We start from the raw sequence: 21,413 nt of genomic DNA on the forward strand, positions 1-21,413 counted from the left end.
GATCCGCGGAGGTGTCGTCGATGTGGGCGTCACTCCTCAATTCTGGCACCACTATGGTCATGACGTGTCGACTCATCCCTCTGACGGCTCGAATACGGCGGATGAGCAGCCGATCTCGATGAGACATCTGCTTCGCGACACCCGCGAGGTGGTCCACCGGAACCCGCGGATGCCGCGCCTTGCCCTGTTGCGGCTGGCCGCGCAGTTCGGTGACGGGATGTTCCAAGCGGCCCTGTCGGGCGCGATCCTGTTCAACCCGGAACGCGAGACCGATCCGCTGGCCATCGCCGCCGGTTTCGCTGTGCTGCTGCTGCCGTATTCGGTGCTCGGGCCCTACGCGGGCGCGCTGCTGGATCGGTGGGATCGGCGCAATGTGCTGCTGGTGGCGAGTGCGGCGCGGGCGGTGCTGATCGGCGTGGCCGCGATCGGGTTGTTCGTGGGTGTGGGGCAGACGCCGCTGCTGGTGCTGGCGCTGGCGACGGTGGGGATCAGCAGGTTCGTGCTGGCCGGTGTGTCGGCGGCGCTGCCGCGCGTGCTCGAGCAGCGCTGGCTGGTGCCGATGAATTCGGTGCTGGCGACAGTGGCCTCGGTGTGTGCCGGGATCGGCGCCGCGGCGTCGGTGGCGGTGATCGCGCTGATCGGCGCGGGTGACGCGGCCTCGGCGGTCGCGGTGGCGTTGAGCGGGATCGGCTCGCTGGTCGGCGCGGTGCTCGCCTACGGGTTCCGTCCGCACGTGCTCGGACCCGACCGTGGCTCGGCGGGGACCGAGAGCACCGTGCACGCCATCGCGACCGGTCTGCGCACCGGCGCGCTGGCGGTGTGGCATTCGGTTCAGGTGACCACGGCCATGATCGGCATCGGCGCGCATCGCATCGTCTTCGGAATGAACACGCTGATCATGGTGCTGGTACTGCGTCAGCCCACCGACGGCGCCGAGATGAGCGGCGGGCTGGTCGGCTTCGGGGTGGCGATCGGCTTCGCGGCGGCGGGCATGCTGCTGGCCGCGATCGGCGCGCCGATCCTGATTCCGCGCCTCGGCAGGCCGCGCACGGTCCTGCTGGGGCTTTCGACGGCGGTGATCGTGCAACTCACGCTCGTGACGCCGATCGCGCTGGCGACCGGGCACGCGGTCGACAACGCGCACCGGCTGCTGCTGGCGGGTGCGTTCGGGCTCGGCCTCGCCGGGCAGACGATCAAGCTCACCGGCGACGCGAGCATGCAGATCGACATCGACGACGACCGGCGCGGGCAGGTATTCGCCCTGCAGGACACGGTTTTCAACGTCTGCTTCGTCTTGGCGATCGCGGTGACCGCGCTGGTGATCCCGGCCGACGGACGTTCGATCGGGGTGGTGCTGGCCGGCGCCGGGGTGTACGCCCTCGGCATCGCGGCCATCGCGCTCAATTCCCGTCGAGCCAGGGTGGCCTGCTGAGGGAACCGGCGGGTTCCTCGGCGAGCACCGTTCGGTGATCGGCGGTGGCCAGCGGGATATCGGGGAAGAGCGTGTCGTGGTCGACGCCGGTGTCGTAGTCGATCCAGAGCGCGTCGACGACGCTCGTGCCGGCCAGTTCGTCGTGGCTCGACCAGTGGTGCACGACCGCGTCGCCGGTTCCGAAGACGTACTCGATTTCGTTCACATCTGGTTGGACGCATGGCAACAGCGATCGGTTCCGGTAAGTTCTCACAAGATCACAGGTGTTCCTCGCCGACGCCGATTCGAGGGAGCCAGATGCGCGCAAGACCGGTATCGCACGGAACTGCCGCCGTGGGTGTGGTGCTGTCCGCCATCCTCGCCGTCCCCGCGCAGGCGGGCCCGCTGCCGTGGGTGCCGCCCCCGGTGAATCTGTGCGGGGAAACAGGATTCGACCCGGTCAACCGGCTGCCCGACCCCGCCGCACCGCCCGCGCCGGTCCTGCCGCCGAGCATCGACATCCCGATCTGGGTACCGCAGCTGACACCGGTGCCGATTCCCGACCCGCCGCACGACAACACGCGCGTCGCACAGGTTCCACTGCCCTCGGATCCGTGCCGCAATCCGTGCCCGGAGGTCCGTGACACGCCGGAACCCGAACCGGAAAGTACCGACGAGTCCGCGTCGACCGGATCGGCGATCGCGTTGCCGCGGATCAGGATCAACCCGGAGATCGAGCCGATTCCGATCCCGGTGCCCGGCGGCGAGGGCGAACCCGCCCAGGAAGCGCCCGCACCGGTGGTCCGGCCGATCGAACGTGGTCCGCTGGGGGCGCCGGTCGTACCCGCGAAGGTGGAGTCCGTCCGCCTCGTGGAACAGGTCACCGGACACGGCTCGACCAACCGGACCGATATGCGCTGGCAGGTCGACGGCACCGACCTCGGGCTGTTCTGGGAAACCGAACCGGGCAAGGTGGCCATGGTGTTCGGCGACACCTTCGGCGAGGGCTGGGCCTACGGCGGCGCCGGCTCCGACGGCGCCGACTGGCGCTCGAATGTGCTGGCCTACAGCAGCGACAAGGACCTGAGCGACGGCATCACCATCGACTCGATGGTGCAGGACAGCGCCTGTCACGCCGCCGAACTCCTCGGCAGCCGCAAGATCAAGAACTGGGAGACCACCACGATCCCGACCTCGGGATTCGCGCTCGGCAAGCGGCAGTTCATGAGCTATATGTCGGTCAACCACTGGTCGAAGATCCCCGGCATGTGGATGACGAACTACGGCGGACTCGCTTACTCCGACGACGGCGGCTCGACCTGGACCAAAGATCAGCATGCCCGCTGGGAGAACATGTTCGGGCTCGGGCAATTCCAGGTGGCGGCGATGGTGCCGCACGGCGACTACGTCTACATGTTCGGCACGCCCAACGGCCGGATCGGGATGATCGGCCTGGCCAGGGTGCGCAAGGCCGACGTGCTCAACAAGACGGCCTATCAGTACTGGGTGGACGGCAATTGGGCGCCCGCGGCACAGAATTCGGCGACACCGCTCGTGCAGGGTATGGCCAGTGAGCTGTCGGTGCGGTTCGACGAGGAAAGCCGGCAGTGGCAGATGGTCTATCTCGATTCGGCCGCGAGCCAGATCGTGTTGCGGACCGCGGGTCAGCCGCAGGGCGCCTGGACGTCGACGGTGCCGTTGGTGTCCACCGAGATGTACCCGAAGGCGTACGGCGGGTTCATCCATCCCTGGTCGACCGCGCAGGATCTGTACTTCACGATGTCGGCGTGGGACAGCTACAACGTGTACCTCATGCACGCGCGATTGAATCCGCCGCGCTGAGTCAGGACGCCGCCACGAACAGCAGCCGGTCGCCGGGGCGAGCCTGCGCGACGCGGTCGACATCGGCATCGAGCACGACGGCGATCACCGGATAACCGCCCGTGATCGGATGATCGGCCAGGAACACGACCGGCTGACCGCTCGGTGGCACCTGCACCGAGCCCAGCGCCACACCCTCGGAGGGCAATTCGCGGCCGATCGACCGCACCAGCGGCGGTCCGTCGGCGCGATCCAGCCGGGCGCCGACCCGGTCGGTGTCGGCGGAAACGATCCAGGAACCGCGGAACAGCTGATCGGGATCGGTGAACCAGTCCGCGCGCGGGCCCGGACACGCTCGAACCGTGAGCACTTCCGGCGGCAGCGCAACCGGTGCGAATTCCACGGTCGGGAGGGTGCGCGGCGGGGGACCGACCGGCAACTGCATGCCGGCTGCCAGCGGGTCGGGGCCGATGCCGGACAGCGTGTCGCGGCTGCGCGAACCCAGCACCTTGGCCACATCGATGCCGCCGCGCACCGCCACGTAGCTGCGCAGACCGGTGTTCGCCAGACCTAGTCGCAGCACCTGCCCCTCGTCGAGTTCGAGCACGCTGGCATGCCCGACCGGGGTGCCGTCGACGGTGGCGGGGGCGGGCGCGCCGGTGACCGCGACGGTGAGGTGACCGTCGGCGCGCAGGGCGAGGCCGCCGAGCAGCGCTTCGATGGCGGCGAAGTCCTCCGGATTGCCGACCAGCCGGTTCGCCAGCCGCAGCGACCCGCGGTCGGCCGCACCCGCCTGGCCGACGCCGGAATCGAACCAGCCCTGTCTGCCCAGGTCCTGGACCGTCGCGAGCGGCCCCACCCGCTCGATGAAGATCAGCATGCGATCTCTCCCCGATTCGCTGTCGAGGCGGCGCACCGTTGAGCAGCCCTTGATTTTCCGCCGAAGCAGCTATTCCTCGGAAGCGACGAACCTGATCGCCGAACCCGCCCGCACCAGCGCGGGTGGATCGCGGTCCACCGCCCACATTCGCAGATCGGTGGTGCCGATCAACTGCCATCCGCCCGGGGTGCCGCGCGGGTAGACCGCCGAATATCCGCCCGCCAGCGCCACCGCGCCCGCCGGGATGGCCGTGCGGGCATGGGTGCGGCGCGGCACCGTGAGCCTGCCGTCGGGCGAGGTGAGGTAGCCGAAACCGGGCGCGAAACCGACGAACGCGCACCGCCAGACAGTGCCGGTGTGCGCCGCGATCACCTCCGGGATCGACAGGTCGAGCAACCGGGCCACCTCGGGCAGGTCCGCGCCGTCGTAGCGAACCGGGATCTCCACGACCGGCTCGGTATCCGGCACTGTTCCACGGGAAACATCCGGCGAATCCGCTTGCGGCGGCTCGTGATCCAGCCGGTCGAGCAGCGCGACGAGCTCACGGCGGACCTGCACGCCATAGCTCACCGAATGCATGGTGACCAGCACGGTTTCCGCCGCGGGCAGCACATCCTCGACACCGGCGATCGCGTGCACACGCAGCGCCGAGGCCAAGCGCTGCACCGGGCGTGGGTCGTCGAGGGTGATGAGCACGGCGCGGTCACCCGCGGGTCGGATCCGCGCGTTCCAATCGATGTCCATCATGCCTCCCACCCCTCAGCTGAACGGCTCCACCGGTATCCCGGCTTCGTCGAGCGCCCCCCGGATCCGGCGGGCCATCTCGACGGCCGCCGGAGAGTCGCCGTGGACGCACACGCTGGCCACGGACACGGCGACCGTACCGGGACCGTCTACGGTACGCGCGGTCCCTGACAGCGCAAGAGCTGTCGCCTGGGCCACGGCGTCGTCGGGCGACAGCACCGCCCCGGCAACTCCGCGCGGGGCCAGCGAACCTGTTGCAGTGTAGGCCCGGTCGGCGAACCCCTCACCGACGAAACGCACCCGCTGGGCGGCCCGAGCCAGTTCGGTGCCCGCCGGGCCGAGCAGCGCGAGACCGGGCTCGGCCTCGGCCACCGCGGCGACGAGGGCCTCGGCGAGCAGCCGATCGCGGGCGGCCGCGTGATAGAGCGCGCCGTGCGGTTTCACATAGCGCACCCGGTCGCCCGCGGCCCGCGCGAAAGCCGCGAGCGCACCGATTTGATAGAGCACCTCGTCGCGCAGATCGGCCGGGGCGATGGCGATATCGCGACGGCCGAAACCGACCAGATCGCGGTAGCCGACATGCGCGCCGATCCGCACACCCTTGGCCACCGCGAGTTCGCAGGTGCGCCGCATGATGGTCGGATCGCCGGCATGGAAACCACACGCGATGTTCGCGCTGGTCACGATGTCGAGCATGGCGGCATCGTCGCCCATCCGCCACGGGCCGAAGCCTTCGCCCAGATCACTGTTCAGGTCCAGCGGCATGCGACGCCCTCCGGTCTTCGCGGGTCACTCGCCGGGAATGTACCCCGGTTTTTCGAGCATGAACGCACAGATTCATACCGTTACCACCGGGGCGTGGTTCAGCAGGCGTACCCGCGAACCCCGGTGGCCTGCACCGAAGTGGGCCTGCGTGCCGCCCGCGTCGTGATATCCCATAATCGGGTCACACTTCATGGCCACCGGCTACGCGGCCAAGTACGCTCGGAGCCATCATGGCCACGTATTTCGATCCGAAGTCCTGGTCACTGGCAGGCGCTGTCGATATGGGCAAACGCCTGCTCGACCCGTCATGGATCGACCAGTGGCTCGGCTTCACCACGTCCTGGGCCGACCCGGTCGCCGACCTTGGTTCCGGCACCGTCACCGCGCTCATGCCCGATGTGCTGATGACCGTGCTCAGCGAGGGCATTCTCAGCCGTTTCGGCGGCCAGGAGATCAGTGCCACGCTGCTCGGACACGATCTCACCGCCACCCTCGACTCGTTCAAGCTGCGCAGACGCGGCGCTCACTTCCAGAGCAAGACCGTGCTGTCGAACCTGGTCTGGGACTCCCATCCCTTCGACACGGTCACCGTGGTCGCCCACGGCGTGCGGCTGATTCCCGGTGTGCCGACCAAGGTTCGGGTCCAGCAGCTCGACATCGAGGGCACCATCGGCATCGGCGCGCTGGCGGTCTGGGTGGACGCCCAGAACCTGGACTGGCGGGTGCGGCTCGACGAGCGCGGACAGATCGTCGCGACCCATCGCACGCGCAAGATGCGGGCGGTCGTCGACGGACAGGTCTACGACAACCTGCTCACCCTCGACATCCGCAAGGCCAGTTGGTACGGCATCCGGCTCCCCAAGCGCGTGGTGCCTGCGCCCGCGCTGCTGCTCGACGACCTACCCAACCGGGCCAGCATCTCCTACGCCCACCGGCGCGGTGACGTGGTGAAATTCCGGCTCGAACTGCCCGAGACCACCGGCTCGTTCGACCTCACCCAGATCCGCGACGCCATCATCGCGGGAACAACGCTGATCGTCTTCTGATCAGTTCTGGGTGGCCCACCATTCCCGGAGGGCGGTTTCGGCTTCTTCCCGCGTCATCGGGCCGCGGTCCAGACGCAGATCTTTGAGGTACTTCCACGCCTTACCCACCTGCGGCCCCGGCGGCAGACCGAGCAATTCCATGATCGCGTTGCCGTCCAGATCCGGGCGCACTCGGGCCAGATCCTCCTGCTCGCGCAGCGCCGCGATCCGCTCCTCCAGCTCGTCGTAGGTCGAGCGCAGGGCCGCCGCGCGGCGCTTGTTGCGCGTGGTGCAGTCGGCGCGCACGAGCTTGTGCAGGCGGTCGAGCAGGTCGTCGGCGTCGGTGACGTAGCGGCGCACCGCCGAATCCGTCCACTGCCCCTTGCCGTATCCGTGGAAACGCAAGTGCAGAAACACCAGGCGCGCAACCTCTTCGGTGAACGCCTTCGGGTACTTCAGAGCCCGCATCCGCTTGCGCACCATCTTCGCGCCCACCACCTCGTGGTGGTGGAAGCTCACGCCGCCCGCCGGCTCGTTGCGCTTGGTGTCGGGCTTGCCGATGTCGTGCAGCAGCGCCGCCCAGCGCAACACCAGATCGGCGTCGCCTTCTTCCTGGTCGATCGCCTGCTGCAGCACGGTCAGCGAATGCTGATACACGTCCTTGTGCTGGTGGTGCTCGTCGATCTCGAGCTTCATCGCGGGCACCTCGGGCAGCACGCGCTGCGCCAGACCGGTGTCGCACATGAGGTTGATGCCGTCGATCGGGTGGTCGGCGCCGATCAGCTTGTCGAGCTCGGCGCGCACCCGCTCGGCGGTGATCCGGTCGATCTGATCGGCCATCTCGATGATCGCCGCACGCACCCGCGGCGCCACCTCGAACCCCAGCTGGGCGACGAAGCGCGCGGCCCGCAGCATCCGCAGCGGATCGTCGTCGAATGAATCCTGTGGCGCCGCAGGAGTATCCAGCACCCCCGCGAGCAGCGCATCGATCCCGTTGAGCGGATCCACGAATTCCAGCGACCCGTCGGCGGCGATCTTGACCGCCATCGCGTTCACCGTGAAGTCACGGCGCACCAGGTCGCCCTCGAGTGAGTCGCCGAAGGTGACCTCGGGATTGCGCGAGACCCGGTCGTAGGTATCGGCGCGGAAGGTGGTGATCTCGAGCTGCTGGTCCTTCTTGGCCGCGCTGACCGTGCCGAAGGCCAAGCCGCCGGTATCCCACAGGTGGTCGGCCCACCCCCGCATCAGATCCTGCACAACCTCCGGCCGCGCGTCGGTGGTGAAATCCAGGTCGTTGCCGAGCCGCCCGAGCACCGCGTCACGCACGCTGCCACCGACCAGATAGAGACTGTGCCCCTTCTCGGCGAACATCGCCCCCAACGGCGCCAAAACATCGTTGAGCTGCCCCAAAGTCACCGCCGCCCCCGCCAGCAGGCGAGCACGACGATCCGCCACAGCATCAGGGACAACATCAGGGGAAACCACACAGGCACTTTACCGACCCCGTCGAATCGATTCCCCGCAGTCCACCACCGCCTCCACACACCCCACCCGACCCCGCCAAACCGCACCACCACCACGCCGCCCACCCCCGGTCCGCCATAACTGCTCTCCCAGCCCCCACCCCGGTCCGCCATCACCGCACTCCAAGCCCCCACCCCGATTCCGCCATCACCGCACTCCCAGCCCCCACCCCGATTCCGCCATCACCGCACTCCCGCCCCCCACCCGCGACCCCTAGGGAGCGGCGGCCACGAAGTGGCCGGTCGCGGCCGGGTCGCCGGTTAGGCGCCGGTGCGTACGCGACGAAGGAGCAAGCACCGGCGCCTAACCGGCGGCCCCTCAGGGCCGCGACTCGAGCGCGCCAGCGCTCCAACAAACACAGCCTCAAACCTCCTGGGACTACCGAACAACAAAATTCGCCCCCGCCCCCTCACCCGCGCCCGCACTCGATCTGCACAGCTAAGCTGGCGAGGTGTCTCCTCCGGCCGATCGCGCGAACAGTCGACGCCGCCAGCCGCGGCGGCGCGGTTCGGCGAACAACGCCGGCAAACCCCGCATGCGCACCGTCCGGGAAACCTCGGCGGGCGGCCTGGTCGTCGAAGGTCTCGACGGCCCCAAGGAACAGCGCACCGCCGCGCTGATCGGGCGCACCGACCGTCGCGGGCGGCTGTTGTGGTCGCTGCCCAAGGGACATATCGAAGAGGGCGAGACCTCCGAGCAGACCGCGATCCGCGAAGTCGCCGAGGAGACGGGCATCGACGGGGAAGTGGTGGCCGAGCTCGGCAGCATCGATTACTGGTTCGTCACCGAGGGCAGACGGGTACACAAGACCGTGCACCATTTCCTGCTGCGGTGTCTGGGCGGTGAGCTGTCCGACGCCGACGTCGAAGTGACCCAGGTTGCGTGGGTTCCGTTGAGCGAGTTGGATTCCCGATTGGCCTACGCCGACGAACGGCGGTTGGCCGAAGTGGCGAACCGATTGATCGACCGGATGGAGACCGGCAAGCGATGACGGGTGGACTGATCCGGCTGATCACGGCGGTCCTGACCATCTTGGGTTCGATGACGCTGCTGCCCGCGGTGGCGCACGCTCAAACGGACGAGTCGGGAACGCCGAAGTTTCTCAAGCTGACCCTGGATGCGGTGGCGCCGGGCACGGTCACCACCGGCAGCGACCCGAAGCTGACCATCTCCGGCACGGTCACCAATATCGGCGATCGGGTCGTCGACGATGTGAGCGTGCGGATCCAGCGGGCCGCCGCGGTGCAATCGCCGAGCGGGTTGCGTAGTTCGCTGCGGCTGGACCAGGTGAACTACGAGGTCACCGGCCCGTTCCAGGATGTGGCGCCGCAGTTGAGTCCCGGTCAGCGCAAACAGTTCTCGGTGAGCATCGCGTTGCGCGCGGGCTCGGAGGCATCGCTCGGGCTCACCGAGCCCGGGGTGTATCCGCTGCTGCTCAACGTCAACGGGGAACCCGCCTACGGCACCCAGGCCAGGCTCGACGACGCGCGATTCCTGCTCCCCGTTCTCGGATTGCCGCCGACCGGGGTGGACGGCAGCGCGGAACCGCCGGTAACAACCCCGCCGGAAGCAACCCCGGTCGCGACCACGATGATCTGGCCACTGGCCGACCGGCCCCGCATGGTCGCCGGCAAACCCGGCGCCGTGAACGGCCAGGTCGAACTGCTCGACGACGAACTGGCGGCCTCGGTCGGCAAGGGCGGACGCCTCGAACAGCTCGTCGCGGCACTGGAATCGGTGGTGCCCGCGCCGGGCAAAGACAAAGGTGTGGCCGGATCGGTGTGCATCGCCATCGATCCCGACCTGGTCTCGACCGTGCAGACGATGACGCGCGGCTATCGGGTGCTGGCCAGTCCGTCGGATCCGGGCGGGGCGACCAGGGAGGGGACCGGGGCGGCGAACGCGCAAGCCTGGCTCGACCGGTTGCGCGCGCTGGCCGGGTCGATGTGCACGGTGGCCCTGCCGTTCGCGCAGGTCGACGTGGCGGCGCTGGCCGCGGTGAACGATCCGGGACTGTCGGCGCGGGCCCTGCTCGCACCCGCCGATGTGGTGGACTCGATCCTCGGCACGCAGTCGCTGCGCGGGGTGAGCCTGCCCGACTCGGGCAGCATCGACGATCCGGCGGGGCTGTTGTTGCGCGAGCACGGATACGGGACGGCGGTGCTGGCCGGTTCCGCCGTATCGGGTGACGGGTCGCCCGCCGATACCGACAACGCGCTCACCTCCGCCCCGACCACGCTCACGCCCGATGTGGTCGTCGGTGGGGAACAGTCGGCGCCCGACGTCGTACGGGTGCCGGGAGTGAGTGTCGATCCGCCCGCCGGTGCCGCCGCCGGGACCGATCCCGCGCTGCGAGTGACCACCTTCGACATCTGGTCGGCGACCGCGCTGGCCGCGGTCGGTTCGAACCCGCCGACGCCGTCGTTCACGCCGTCGAAGGTGCGTTTCGACGTCACCAACGACTCGCGCGCGGCCCGCTTGCAGGACGCGCTCGGCGCGATGGCGTGGAGTGCGCTCAATCCGTCGCCGGACCGGCCGCGCTCGCAGCTGCTGATGCCGCCGCAGCAGTGGGGCGCCAGCCGGGAGGAAGGCGTCGCGCTGCTCAAGCAGGTCGAACTGCTCACCCGCAACAACCTCGCGAGCCCGCGCAGCTTCACCGATCTCGTCACACAGGCGCCCGATCCGCGGCCTTTCGCGCTGGAGTATCTGCCGCGCGCCGCCCAGGACGCCGCGCCGGAACAGTTCATCGGACCGGTGCACGACCAAGGCGCCCGGGTGACCGAGCTGATGCGGGCGCTGGTCGAACTGCCCGAATCCGAGCTCACCCCGCACGCGTTCCTGACCCCGGCGCGCGAGGATCTGCTGCGCGCGCTGAGCCTGTCCGATCGCAGGGCCGACAACGACACCCTCGCCGACCTGCACGCTCAGCGGCGCATCGACCAGGCGACCCGCGAACTGGACACGATGTTCTCCTCGGTCTCGGTGCTGCCGCCGGGCGGGGTGTACACGCTGGCCTCCGAGCAGAGCCCGTTGTTGCTGGTGGCGCGCAACGAACTGCCCGTCGCCATCCGGGTGATGTTCCGGATCGAAGCGCCTGCCGAGACGAACATCACCGATATCGGCGAACAGCTGCTTCCACCGTCCGGAACCAGGTCGTTCCAGATTCCGACCGAGGTGAGCGACAGCCGTAAGCTGGTCATTCCGATCGCCCTTACCACCCCGGACGGGATAGCGCTAGGAGAGGCGACCTCGGTCTCGGTCCGCTCGAACGCCTACGGTCAGGCGCTGGCCATAATTACCGCATGTGCCGCGATACTGCTGTTGCTGCTGGCCGGGCGCCGTCTGCTGCGGCGGTTCCGCGGGCAACCCGACCCCGCCGACGAAGGGTTCGCCCCGGAGACCGTCGAACGGGCGGGTCGGCTGCGGCGCGCACGTCAGCGGCTGCAACGGCAGTGAACACCCGCGCCTGACGCGCGGTCAGGGCACCATGACAGACAAGGACGAGAGTGGCACTGGTGAGCGAAACGCTCATCGGACCGGCGGGATTCGCGGGTTACGCCGGGTACAGGAGGCATGATGGGCGACGATGATTCCGCTCATCGGCGTGACCACGACGACGACCCGACCCTGCGCCGGGCCCCCAGTGCTCCGTGGGAACGTGGGATGACGGCTGGACACGACGCCGACCGCGACGAGGCCGTGCCACACGTGGACCGAGGGCGTCCGGGTGCTCGCCCCGACTTCGCCGCGCCGCGAGATGGTCGTCCGCCGGTCCGGCCTGGTGATCCTGGGTTCGATCCGCACGCGATGCCGCGTCATCCCGGTGCCGGACAGCCCGGCGCACCACGTCATCCGGGGGAGCGGCCCGGCACCGACGCACCGGGGCAGCCGGGCTACCAGGCCGGTTACCGGCCGGGCTCCGCCGACCCGAGCGCACCGCAACCGCCTTCGGCGCACCGTTCGTCCCGCCCTGACGTGCCGCCGAGTCCGTCGTCTCGTCGCGCTGAACCGCCCCCGCCCGGATATCGCCCCGCCCCGGGTCACCCCGACGCGCCCCAACCGCCTGCCGGGCCCCGCCCAGGACCGGGCCGCCCCGGACCGCTCCAAGGCCCCGCCGGCTATCGCTCCCCGGATCCGCAACGTCCGCCGCACGGCGACCGGCCCGGGCAGGTCCCACGTCACCAGCCACCCGGTCCGGCGAATCGCTCGGGTGAATTCCCCCAGCAGCAACGTCCCGGCGGCATGCCCCCACAGCGCCCCGGCGTGGGCGGCCCTCCCGGCGCGGCACCAGCCGGTCCGGCCGCCCGCCCCGGCGAGCCACCACGCCCAGCTCCTTACGGCCCCGACGGCCGTCCCCTGCCTCCACCGCAACGCCGCGCGCCCGGTCCCGCCGGGCGATCGGGCGAGTTCCCGCAGCAGCAGCGACCCGGCCCGGGTTCCGCCGGGCGCTCCGGCGAGTTCCCGCAACAGCAACGGCCCGGCCCGGCTTCCGCCGGGCGATCAGGTGAGTTCCCGCAACAACCGCGGCCCGGCGCTGGATCCGCCGAGCGCTCCGGCGAGTTCCCGCAACAGCAGCGCTCTGGCTCGGCTTCCGGACCCGACGGGTTCGCCCCGCGGCGATCCGGGCCGAACCCGTCGGGCGAGTTCCCCCAGCAACGACCGGTCCCGCCGCGTGGTGGGCAGTCCGGCGCCATTCCGAGACAGGATCGGCTCGATCAGGCCGGTGGACGTAGGCAAGCTCCATCGGAGCGGGGTCGGCCGGCACCGAGTTTCCCCGGGATGCCCGCCGCGGATCCCACGCGTGACGGCCGCCAGGCCGGTGCCGGATTCGGCGAGCGTGGACGGGGCGCGAGCGGTTCGCCTGCCGACGACCGATCGGCGGAGCGGACCCAGGTCATCGCCCGGCCGAAGAAGGTGGCGGCGGCCGAACCTGCCCATAAGGCGGGCACCCCGACGAGTGCCAATGCGAAGCTGCTCAAGGACTCGGGTTCGATCGCGGTCGCGACACTGATCAGCCGGATCACCGGATTCGCCAAGCAGCTGTTGTTGCTGACGGTCCTCGGTCCGGCCATCGCGAGTGCGTTCATCTCGGCGAACCTGATCCCGAACATGATCGCCGAGCTCGTCCTCGGTGCCGTGCTCACTGCCATCGTCGTGCCGACCTTGATCCGTGCCGAGCAGGAGGACGCCGACAACGGCGTCGCGTTCGTGCGCAGATTGGTGACAGCGGCGTTCACCGTACTGTTCGCCGCCACGGTGCTCACCTTGGCGGCCACGCCCATCCTGGCCGGTCACGTGCTCGTCTCCTCCGACGGCAAGGTGAACACGAACCTGACCGTCGCACTGACCTACCTACTGGCACCCGCGCTCCTCTTCTATGGCATGTCCGCGCTGTTCACCGCGATCCTCAACACCAGGCAGGCATTCAAGCCGGGTGCGTGGGCCCCTGTGATGAACAACGTGGTCGCGTTGACAGTGCTGGCGGTCTACGCGCTGACACCCGGCGAGATCACGCTCGACCCGGTGCGGATGAGCGACCCGAAACTGCTGGTTCTCGGCCTCGGCATCACCGCGGGCGTGGCGACGCAGGCACTCTGCCTGCTGCCCGCGATCCGCAGGCACGGGATCAACCTGCGTCCGCTGTGGGGGGTCGACGCGCGCCTCAAGCAGTTCGGCAAGATGGGCATCGCGATCATCTTGTACGTGCTGATCAGTCAGATCGGCCTGGTGGTCGCGAACAACGTCGCCTCCTCGGCCGACGAAGCGGGTCCCGCGATCTTCGCGAACGCATGGGCACTGTTGCAGCTGCCCTACGGTGTGATCGGGGTAACCCTGCTCACCGCGATCATGCCGCGGCTGAGCCGCAGCGCCGCCGACGACGACACCCCCGCCGTGGTCGACGACCTGTCCGTAGCCACGCGCCTGACGATGATCGCGATGCTTCCGATCGTCACCTTCATGACCCTCGCGGGCCCGGAGATCGGCCAGGCGCTCTACGGCTACGCGCGATTCTCCGGAGACGCCGAACGGCTCGGCAGCGCCGTGAGCTGGTCGGCGTTCTCGCTCATCCCGTATTCGCTCGTGCTCATCCATCTGCGGGTGTTCTACGCGCGCGAGCAGGCATGGACACCGACCTGGATCATCCTCGGCATCACGGCGATCAAGATCCTGATCTCGGCACTGGCGCCGGTCATCGCCCGCGACAGCGACGACGTGGTGATCGTGCTCGGTGTCGCCACCGGCCTCGGATTCACCGCGGGCGCGGTGATCGGCGGCGTGCTGTTGCACCGCAGTCTCGGCGACCTGCGCATGGTCAATGTCGGCCGAACTGTGACCAGAGTGTTGCTCGCCTCGATCGCGGGCGGCGCGGTGATGCTGATCGTCGACACGGTGACCGGACTCGACCGCGTCTCCGGCGGCGCGGGTTCGCTGCTGCGCGTCTTCATCGATGCGCTGGTCATGTTCTCGGTGGCCTTCGGCCTGATGCGGCTGGCCGGTATCCCCGAGGTCGTCGCCATCACCGTCGCGATCTCGCGCAAGCTCGGCATCACCCCGCCCGCGCCGGATCTCGGTCTCGACGACACCCCGGCAGACGACATCTACGCGACCACCGTCCTGCGCCGTCCCGATACCTATGGATTCCCCGCATACGGGCAGTCTTTGGACACCCAGACCATGGTGCTCCCCGTCATTCGACCGGGTGCTGTTGACAGCACCGGTAAAGCACAGTTCCCGTACGCTGTTCCGCAGACCGACACGGGTTTTCAGGCCGAAGGAGGACCGAGGGTGAGCGATGACGCGGTGGGCGGCGTCCCGGCCGCTGATTCTGCGGCGCGCGCGGCAGCAGGAATGTCTACCGAGGTCGGGCCGGATGCGCCGGACTCCGCGGACAGCGAGCATACCGACGCGCCCGACGAACGCGACACGCACGATGAAGACGCGCGTTCGGCTATGCCGCCGCACGACCCGACACACGACACCGGCATGTTGCCGATCCCACCGCAGCTGCCTCCGAGCGCCGCGGCCAACCGTGCCCAGCGCGGCCCCAAGCTGATCCCCGGCGCGTCCGTCGCCGGTGGCCGGTACCGGTTGCTCGCTGGTCACGGCGGTGCGCGTGGGCTGAAGTTCTGGCAGGCACTCGATATCAAGCTCGATCGCGAGGTCGCGCTGACCTTCGTGGACGCCGATCAGACCTCCGGTGAGAATTCCGGTCACGACGGCCCGCAGGCGGTGCTGTCGCGCACGCTGCGACTCGGCCGGATCAATTCGCCCGGCCTCGCCAGGGTCCTCGACGTGGTCCGTGGCAGCTCCGGCGGCATCGTCGTGGCCGAGTGGACCCCGGGCCGTTCCCTGCGTGAGATGGCCGAGACTGTGCCGTCGCCGGTCGGCGCGGCCCGGGCCATCAGGGCGCTCGCCTCGGCGGCCGAACTCGCCCATCGTGGCGGCGGCTCGCTGTCGATCGATCACCCCGATCGGATCCGGATCAGCGCCTCCGGTGACGCCGTCCTCGCGTTCCCCGGCACCCTCGGCGATTCCGACGCGCAAGGCGACGTCCGTGGCCTCGGCGCGATGCTCTACGCCCTGATCACCGCGCGCTGGCCGATTCGCGTCGGCGGCGTCACCGGGTCGGCGGCCACCATCGGTGGACTGCGACTGGCCGATTTCGGACCGGACGGCACCCCGGTGGAACCGCGGCAGATCCGGCCGGAGGTGCCGTTCGAGATCTCGGCGGTCGCGGTTCGCTCGCTGGAATCCAACAAGGGCGTGCGCACCGCCGCCACCGTGCAGCACGTGCTCGAGCAGGCCTCGGTGGTGGATCAGAAGACCGACTTCATTCCGGTCTTACGTCTGGGTCAGCGGGCTGTGGCCCCCGGTGCCGATTCACTCGCCGACCCGGAACTGCTCGCGGCCGAGCGCGAACGCTCCAAGCGGATGATGTGGATCATGGTCGCCCTCGGCGTGCTCGCCGCGCTGGTGGTCGGCGTGCTGATCTGGTGGATGGTCAGCATCTTCGCGCCCGGCGCGTCGGACAAGCCGCTGGACCAGCAGATCAATATCGGGCTCACCTCGAGTGTGGCGCCGCCCGCGGCGTCCGCACCGCCCGCCGACGACCCCGCGGCACCGCCGACGAGTGTGCCGGTGCCGGTCACCGGCGCCTCGGTGTTCTCCCCGGAGGGCACCCCCGACGGCGCCGCGGCGGCGGGCGCGGTGCTCGACAACAACCCGGCGACGGTGTGGCGCACCGATCAGTACTTCCAGCAGTTCCCCGCCCTCAAGAAGGGCGTGGGGCTGCTGGCCACGCTGCCGACGCCGGCCAAGCTCACCAATGTGTCGATCACCTCGCCCAGCGCGGGCAGCACCGTCGAGATCCGCACCTCGCCCACCGAGGCGCCCACGCTCGACCAGACCCAGCTGATCGGTTCGGCCAAGCTCAACGACGGGGTCACCGATATCGCCGTGCAGACCGATCAGGCCGCTCGTTTCGTGCTGGTCTGGATCACCGGACTGGCGAATTCCGGCGGTCAGTTCCAGACCGCGATCGCCGACGTCCGCTTCGAAGCGGCCCCCTAGTCTCATCGCGCCGTAAACCCTCCCACCTCCGCTGTCTGTGCAGGTGGTCGAGCATTTCCGGGCCCACAGCCGAGCTTCATCGAACCGCGGTCCGGTTGGTGCGTAATTGTTATCAACGGTATGATCCCCCCGCGCTCTCGGTTGGGAGTTACCCAGGATTTGTCGACGTCGATCCTGGACGCCGCGTAGTAGTCAGGTGATGGATCGGCCTTGTTCGCCGGCTCGAAGTCGCCGTAATGAGCGCTGTCCAAGGGGTCAGTTTTGTCGCCGGAAGTCAACGAGCAAGTCCGCGGTGTGCCACCGCGGCAGGTCGCGTCCAGCGTCCGCTCGTTCCTGGAGAACGGCAGCGACAAGCAACTGCTCGCCGCCCACGTCCGCGGGGAACCGCATGTCTTCGCCGAGCTGCTGCGCAGGCATTCCGACCATCTCTGGCAGACAGCCCTGCGCACGTCCTACAGCCGCGAGGACGCCGCCGACTGTCTGCAGGACGCCCTGTTCTCGGCCCATCGCACCGCCGACTCGTTTCGCGCCGAATCCGAGGTGCGCAGCTGGCTGCACGCCATCGTGGTGAATGCCTGCCTCGACCGCATTCGGCGCAACAAGACCCGTCGCGCCGTGTCGATCCTGCCCGACACCATGCCCGAGGCGGTCGACCCGCACGACGCGTTCGCGCACTACGAGTTGTCCGCCGTCGTGAGCGAGGCGCTGTTCACCCTCCCTGACGAACAGCGGCTGGCGCTGGTGATGACCGAGATGGAGGGCCGCAGCGTCGCCGAAACCGCCGCTGCGCTCGGCGTGGCGCCGGGCACGATCAAGAGCCGATGCGCCCGAGCGCGCGTACGTTTGCAAGAACGTTTGGAATTTTTCCGGGATCCAGGGAACCGGATGTAGTCGGGATGCGTCATTAACAGTGACGAACAAGTCAGCGATGTAAATCCTGCGATCCGATATCGACAGAACAGGGGAGGTGCGAGGGTGTCTCGATCCGTGCCGCAGCCTCCGTTCCCGTCGGAACTGCTGGCCGATCTGCATGCCGACAACCTCGCGCCCGAACTGTGCGAGCAACTGTGGCCCGTGGTCCGCACCGACGTAGACGCGCTGCACTATCTGAACAAGCTCGACGAGGTGAACACCCACCTCCGCACGCTGGCCACCGACGAGCGGGTCATGCACCGCATGCCCGACGACGTGGCCGACCGCATGTTCCGATTCGTCGCCGAACTCGATGCGGGGGAGGGCCCGACCGAGCGCATCACGCCGCTCGGGGCCGTTGCCCAGGCGCCGGCCGCCGAACCGGTGCCCACCGCTGCGACCTCGCTGGACCGCTACCGCTCCCGGCGCAGACTGGGGCTCCTCGCCGCGGCCGCCGCTACGGTGGCCGTCCTGGCGGGCGGCGGCGCGGTGTTCAGCACGTTCGACACCACCGAGGGCACCCCCACTGCCGCGCCGTTCACCGAACCGGCGGCCGCCGACGAGCTCACCACCGCCGCCGCGCTGCGCGCACTGGGCAAACGTGACGTGATCGGCCCGCTGGCCGACGAAGCCGCCCTCACCCGCTGCGTACAAGCCAACGGCATCGACCGCGGGGTACTGGGAGCGTCGAACATCACTTTTCGTGGCTCCGACGCGGTCCTGGTGCTCGTCCAGGGCGAGCAGGCCCCCACCATCACGGCCCTGGTGGTCGGCACCGGCTGCACCACCGGCACTCCCGAACAGTTGACCCTGCGCGATATCGGCTGACATCACGGAAAACCGGGCCGGGGCCCCTGCGGGTAACGACATATCAGGGGTCCCCGGTCCGAGGCGGTGCACGGAATGTTTGTCGATGGGCCTTCCACCGCTTTGCCGGGTAGCGCCGACGGCCGGGGAACAACACCGATTAGGGTGTTGTTGACCGACACGTCCCCAGCTTTACTTCTCGGAAGGTCCCCATGAGCACGCCAGTTCGCGACCTGATCATCGTCGGCTCAGGACCCGCCGGCTACACGGCGGCCGTCTACGCAGCCCGCGCGGAACTCTCGCCGCTGGTCTTCGAAGGCACCCAGTTCGGTGGCGCCCTGATGACCACCACCGAGGTGGAGAACTTCCCGGGCTTCCGCGACGGCATCATGGGCCCCGACCTCATGGAGCAGATGCGCGACCAGGCCAAGCGTTTCGGCGCCGAGCTGCGCACCGAGGACGTCGACGCGATCGACCTGTCCGGCCCCGTGAAGAAGGTCACCGTCGGTGACGAGACCTTCGAGGCCTACGCCGTGATCCTCGCGATGGGTTCGGCCGCGCGCTACCTGAACGTGCCGGGGGAGCAGGACCTGCTCGGCCGCGGCGTGAGCGCCTGCGCCACCTGCGACGGCTTCTTCTTCAAGGGCCAGGACATCGTCGTGGTCGGCGGCGGCGACTCCGCCATGGAGGAAGCGACCTTCCTCACCAAGTTCGCCGCGAGCGTCACCATCGTGCACCGCCGCGAGGAGTTCCGTGCGTCACGGATCATGCTCGAGCGCGCCAAGGCCAACGAGAAGATCAAGTTCCAGCTCAACTCCGAGGTCGTGAAGGTCAACGGTGAGAAGAGCGTCACCAGCCTCACCCTGCGCGACACCCGCACCGGCGCGGAGTCCGAGCTCGACGCGACCGGCCTGTTCGTCGCCATCGGGCACGATCCGCGCAGCGAACTCGTCAAGGGCCAGATCGCTCTCGACGGCGAAGGCTATGTGCAGGTGACCGATCCGGGCACCGCCACCGATGTGGCAGGCGTTTTCGCCGCGGGCGACCTCGTCGACCACACCTACCGCCAGGCCATCACCGCCGCGGGCACCGGCTGCCGCGCCGCGATCGACGCCGAACGCTGGCTCGCCGAGCAGGGTGACATCACCGCCAACACGCTCGACCACGCCGACGGCCCGGCCGGCGTGCGCGCCAACTGATTTCGAGTTCCACCCCTGTCGAGGAGACACCCATGGCCGAGAGTGCCAACACCATCACCGTCACCGACCAGTCCTTCGCCGACGATGTCCTGCTCAGCGAAAAGCCGGTGCTCGTCGACTTCTGGGCCGACTGGTGCGGCCCGTGCAAGATGGTCGCCCCCGTGCTGGAGGAGATCGCGGGTACCCACGCCGACAAGCTGACCATCGCCAAGCTCGACACCGAGGCCAACCCCGGCACCGCGCGCGACTACCAGATCCTGTCGCTGCCCACGATGATCTTGTTCCAGGGCGGCAAGCCGGTGAAGCAGATCGTCGGCGCGAAAGGCAAGGCGGCGCTGCTGCGCGAGCTCGACGGTCTCATCTAGCACAGAGCATCCGACAAAAGCGCCTCCTACCGGCCGACGCGCCGTAGGATGCCTGCACCCGGGATTCCCGCAAAGCGGCCCGGGTCTGCGACAATTGACGCCACGCTCCGGCCGAAGGAAAGGGCTCTCACGCATGCACCGACTTCGTCACGGCGATTCAGGACCAGCCGTCGCAGAGGTTCGGAGCACCCTCGCAAGCCTCGGTTTCCTGCATCTCCCGCACGTCGAATCCACTGACGGACCGGAGTATTGGAAGGACACCGAGGCAGTGTTCGATCGGCCCCTCGATTCGGCGATCCGCGCGTTCCAGCAGCAACGCGGTCTCCTCGTCGACGGGGTGGTCGGTCCGGCCACCTATCGCGCGCTGAAGGAAGCCTCCTACCGGCTGGGTGCTCGCACATTGATCTACCAACTGTCGGCGCCGCTCTACGGTGACGACGTGGCCACCCTGCAGCGCAAGCTGCAGGATCTGGGCTTCTACGTGTACCGGGTGGACGGGCACTTCGGCCCGCACACCCACGACGGGCTCAGCGCGTTCCAGCGCGAGATCGGCCTGTCCGCCGACGGTATCTGCGGACCCGACACCCTGCGCTCGCTGGATCTGCTCGGCGCGCGCGTCACCGGGGGCAACCCGCATCGCATCGCCGAGGAAGAAGTGGTGCATCGGGCGGGCCCGCAGCTCACCGGCAAGCGGATCGTCATCGATCCCGGATTCGGCGGCACCGACAAGGGTTTCGCGGTACCCACCGAATTCGGCGACGTCTTCGAGTCGGAGATCCTGTGGGATCTGGCATCCCGGCTCGAGGGCCGGATGGCCGCGACCGGCATGGAAACCTTCCTGTCCCGGCCGTGGGGCGCCAACCCCACCGATGTCGAACGCGCCGACACCTCCAACGCCTTCGATGCCGATCTGATGATCTCGCTGCGCTGCGCGACCAGTGACAACCCGTCCGCGAAGGGTGTGGCCGGTTTCTACTGGGGCAACTCGCACGGTTCGGTGTCGATGATCGGTCAGGTGCTGGCCGGCTTCATCCAGCGCGAAGTGGTGGCCCGAACCTCGGTGCAGGACTGCCGGACTCATCAGCGCACCTGGGACCTGTTGCGCCTGACCAAGATGCCGACCGTGCAGGTCGACCTCGGCTACCTCACCAACGACTACGACGCCTCGGTCCTCACCAACCCGCGCATGCGCGACGTGATCGCCGAAGCGATTCTCATCTCGGTGAAGCGGCTCTATCTGCTCGGCCAGGACGACCAGCCGACCGGCACCTACACCTTCGCCGAGTTGCTCGCCGAAGAACTGGCGGCCGCCGACGTGGGCAACGGCGTCTAGCCCCGCACAAGACCAACGGCCCCGCGGTTTTCCGCGGGGCCGTTCTTTGTTGTCTC

At 68.9% G+C, this 21,413-nt stretch carries 16 protein-coding genes; 11 read left to right on the forward strand and 5 right to left on the reverse strand.

Annotation, left to right across the window (positions count from 1 at the left end):
* The first annotated feature begins 118 nt into the window (after positions 1-118).
* Positions 119-1,432 (forward strand): MFS transporter, encoded by a 1,314-nt coding sequence (locus ACFWFP_RS18295; protein ID WP_379296450.1) that lies wholly within the window; start codon positions 119-121, stop codon positions 1,430-1,432.
* On the opposite strand, the gene ACFWFP_RS18300 is transcribed toward ACFWFP_RS18295, so the two are convergent.
* Positions 1,401-1,637 (reverse strand): hypothetical protein, encoded by a 237-nt coding sequence (locus ACFWFP_RS18300; RefSeq protein WP_379296452.1) that lies wholly within the window; start codon positions 1,635-1,637, stop codon positions 1,401-1,403. The two genes, ACFWFP_RS18295 and ACFWFP_RS18300, sit on opposite strands and share 32 nt — an antisense overlap.
* Before the next feature lie 92 nt (positions 1,638-1,729).
* On the opposite strand from ACFWFP_RS18300, the gene ACFWFP_RS18305 reads away from it, so the two are divergent.
* Positions 1,730-3,253, forward strand: a complete 1,524-nt coding sequence (locus tag ACFWFP_RS18305; protein WP_379296454.1) for a DUF4185 domain-containing protein — start codon at positions 1,730-1,732, stop codon at positions 3,251-3,253.
* Position 3,254: 1 nt separating this feature from the next.
* Here the strand turns inward: ACFWFP_RS18305 and ACFWFP_RS18310 are convergent, their stop codons facing one another.
* From ACFWFP_RS18310 to ACFWFP_RS18320, 3 genes are all read right to left on the reverse strand, one after another.
* Positions 3,255-4,112 carry a biotin-dependent carboxyltransferase family protein gene (locus ACFWFP_RS18310; RefSeq protein WP_379296456.1) on the reverse strand — a complete coding sequence of 286 codons (858 nt, stop codon included), beginning with the start codon at positions 4,110-4,112 and terminating at the stop codon, positions 3,255-3,257.
* A gap of 69 nt (positions 4,113-4,181) precedes the next feature.
* Entirely contained in the window at positions 4,182-4,859 is a 678-nt protein-coding gene (locus tag ACFWFP_RS18315; protein WP_379296458.1) for an allophanate hydrolase subunit 1, read from the reverse strand.
* 12 nt (positions 4,860-4,871) lie between these two features.
* Positions 4,872-5,621: a LamB/YcsF family protein gene (locus ACFWFP_RS18320; protein ID WP_379296460.1), complete on the reverse strand. Its 750-nt coding sequence runs from the start codon at positions 5,619-5,621 to the stop codon at positions 4,872-4,874.
* 230 nt (positions 5,622-5,851) lie between these two features.
* On the opposite strand from ACFWFP_RS18320, the gene ACFWFP_RS18325 reads away from it, so the two are divergent.
* Complete coding sequence (locus ACFWFP_RS18325) at positions 5,852-6,667, forward strand: hypothetical protein (RefSeq protein ID WP_379296462.1); 816 nt, start codon at positions 5,852-5,854, stop codon at positions 6,665-6,667.
* Here the strand turns inward: ACFWFP_RS18325 and ACFWFP_RS18330 are convergent, their stop codons facing one another.
* The gene (locus ACFWFP_RS18330) at positions 6,668-8,131 is read right to left on the reverse strand and encodes a CCA tRNA nucleotidyltransferase (RefSeq protein ID WP_379296464.1); all 1,464 of its coding nucleotides are present in this window, start codon (positions 8,129-8,131) and stop codon (positions 6,668-6,670) included. It abuts the gene before it with no gap.
* 574 nt (positions 8,132-8,705) lie between these two features.
* Here ACFWFP_RS18330 and ACFWFP_RS18335 point away from each other — a divergent pair.
* From ACFWFP_RS18335 to ACFWFP_RS18370, 8 genes are all read left to right on the forward strand, one after another.
* Positions 8,706-9,161 (forward strand): NUDIX hydrolase, encoded by a 456-nt coding sequence (locus ACFWFP_RS18335; protein WP_228536794.1) that lies wholly within the window; start codon positions 8,706-8,708, stop codon positions 9,159-9,161.
* Positions 9,158-11,626, forward strand: a complete 2,469-nt coding sequence (locus ACFWFP_RS18340; protein WP_379296466.1) for a DUF6049 family protein — start codon at positions 9,158-9,160, stop codon at positions 11,624-11,626. The genes ACFWFP_RS18335 and ACFWFP_RS18340 overlap by 4 nt, the downstream gene beginning before the upstream one ends.
* A 1,323-nt stretch (positions 11,627-12,949) precedes the next feature.
* Positions 12,950-16,741, forward strand: a complete 3,792-nt coding sequence (locus ACFWFP_RS18345; protein WP_379296468.1) for a murein biosynthesis integral membrane protein MurJ — start codon at positions 12,950-12,952, stop codon at positions 16,739-16,741.
* 294 nt (positions 16,742-17,035) lie between these two features.
* Entirely contained in the window at positions 17,036-17,632 is a 597-nt protein-coding gene (gene sigM / locus ACFWFP_RS18350) for an RNA polymerase sigma factor SigM (RefSeq protein WP_379296818.1), read from the forward strand.
* A 96-nt stretch (positions 17,633-17,728) separates the two neighbouring features.
* Entirely contained in the window at positions 17,729-18,481 is a 753-nt protein-coding gene (locus ACFWFP_RS18355) for a hypothetical protein (RefSeq protein ID WP_379296470.1), read from the forward strand.
* Between the two features lie 191 nt (positions 18,482-18,672).
* Complete coding sequence (trxB, locus tag ACFWFP_RS18360; RefSeq protein WP_379296472.1) at positions 18,673-19,659, forward strand: thioredoxin-disulfide reductase; 987 nt, start codon at positions 18,673-18,675, stop codon at positions 19,657-19,659.
* A 32-nt stretch (positions 19,660-19,691) separates the two neighbouring features.
* Positions 19,692-20,024, forward strand: coding sequence for a thioredoxin (gene trxA / locus ACFWFP_RS18365; protein WP_189031738.1), 333 nt, complete (start codon positions 19,692-19,694; stop codon positions 20,022-20,024).
* 133 nt (positions 20,025-20,157) lie between these two features.
* The gene (locus ACFWFP_RS18370) at positions 20,158-21,357 is read left to right on the forward strand and encodes a peptidoglycan-binding protein (protein WP_379296474.1); all 1,200 of its coding nucleotides are present in this window, start codon (positions 20,158-20,160) and stop codon (positions 21,355-21,357) included.
* The last annotated feature ends 56 nt before the right edge of the window (positions 21,358-21,413 follow it).

The sequence above is a fragment of the Nocardia sp. NPDC060249 genome (assembly GCF_042728755.1).
GTDB lineage: Bacteria > Actinomycetota > Actinomycetes > Mycobacteriales > Mycobacteriaceae > Nocardia.

Bases quoted from the DNA above. Each gene is read 5' to 3' on its own strand.
- ACFWFP_RS18295 (WP_379296450.1), top strand. From the start codon at position 119: ATGAGACATCTGCTTCGCGACACCCGCGAGGTGGTCCACCGGAACCCG.
- ACFWFP_RS18310 (WP_379296456.1), bottom strand. From the start codon at position 4,112: ATGCTGATCTTCATCGAGCGGGTGGGGCCGCTCGCGACGGTCCAGGAC.
- trxA (WP_189031738.1), top strand. From the start codon at position 19,692: ATGGCCGAGAGTGCCAACACCATCACCGTCACCGACCAGTCCTTCGCC.
- ACFWFP_RS18340 (WP_379296466.1), top strand. From the start codon at position 9,158: ATGACGGGTGGACTGATCCGGCTGATCACGGCGGTCCTGACCATCTTG.
- ACFWFP_RS18320 (WP_379296460.1), bottom strand. From the start codon at position 5,621: ATGCCGCTGGACCTGAACAGTGATCTGGGCGAAGGCTTCGGCCCGTGG.
- trxB (WP_379296472.1), top strand. From the start codon at position 18,673: ATGAGCACGCCAGTTCGCGACCTGATCATCGTCGGCTCAGGACCCGCC.
- ACFWFP_RS18335 (WP_228536794.1), top strand. From the start codon at position 8,706: ATGCGCACCGTCCGGGAAACCTCGGCGGGCGGCCTGGTCGTCGAAGGT.
- ACFWFP_RS18315 (WP_379296458.1), bottom strand. From the start codon at position 4,859: ATGATGGACATCGATTGGAACGCGCGGATCCGACCCGCGGGTGACCGC.
- ACFWFP_RS18345 (WP_379296468.1), top strand. From the start codon at position 12,950: ATGCCCGCCGCGGATCCCACGCGTGACGGCCGCCAGGCCGGTGCCGGA.
- ACFWFP_RS18370 (WP_379296474.1), top strand. From the start codon at position 20,158: ATGCACCGACTTCGTCACGGCGATTCAGGACCAGCCGTCGCAGAGGTT.
- ACFWFP_RS18325 (WP_379296462.1), top strand. From the start codon at position 5,852: ATGGCCACGTATTTCGATCCGAAGTCCTGGTCACTGGCAGGCGCTGTC.
- ACFWFP_RS18305 (WP_379296454.1), top strand. From the start codon at position 1,730: ATGCGCGCAAGACCGGTATCGCACGGAACTGCCGCCGTGGGTGTGGTG.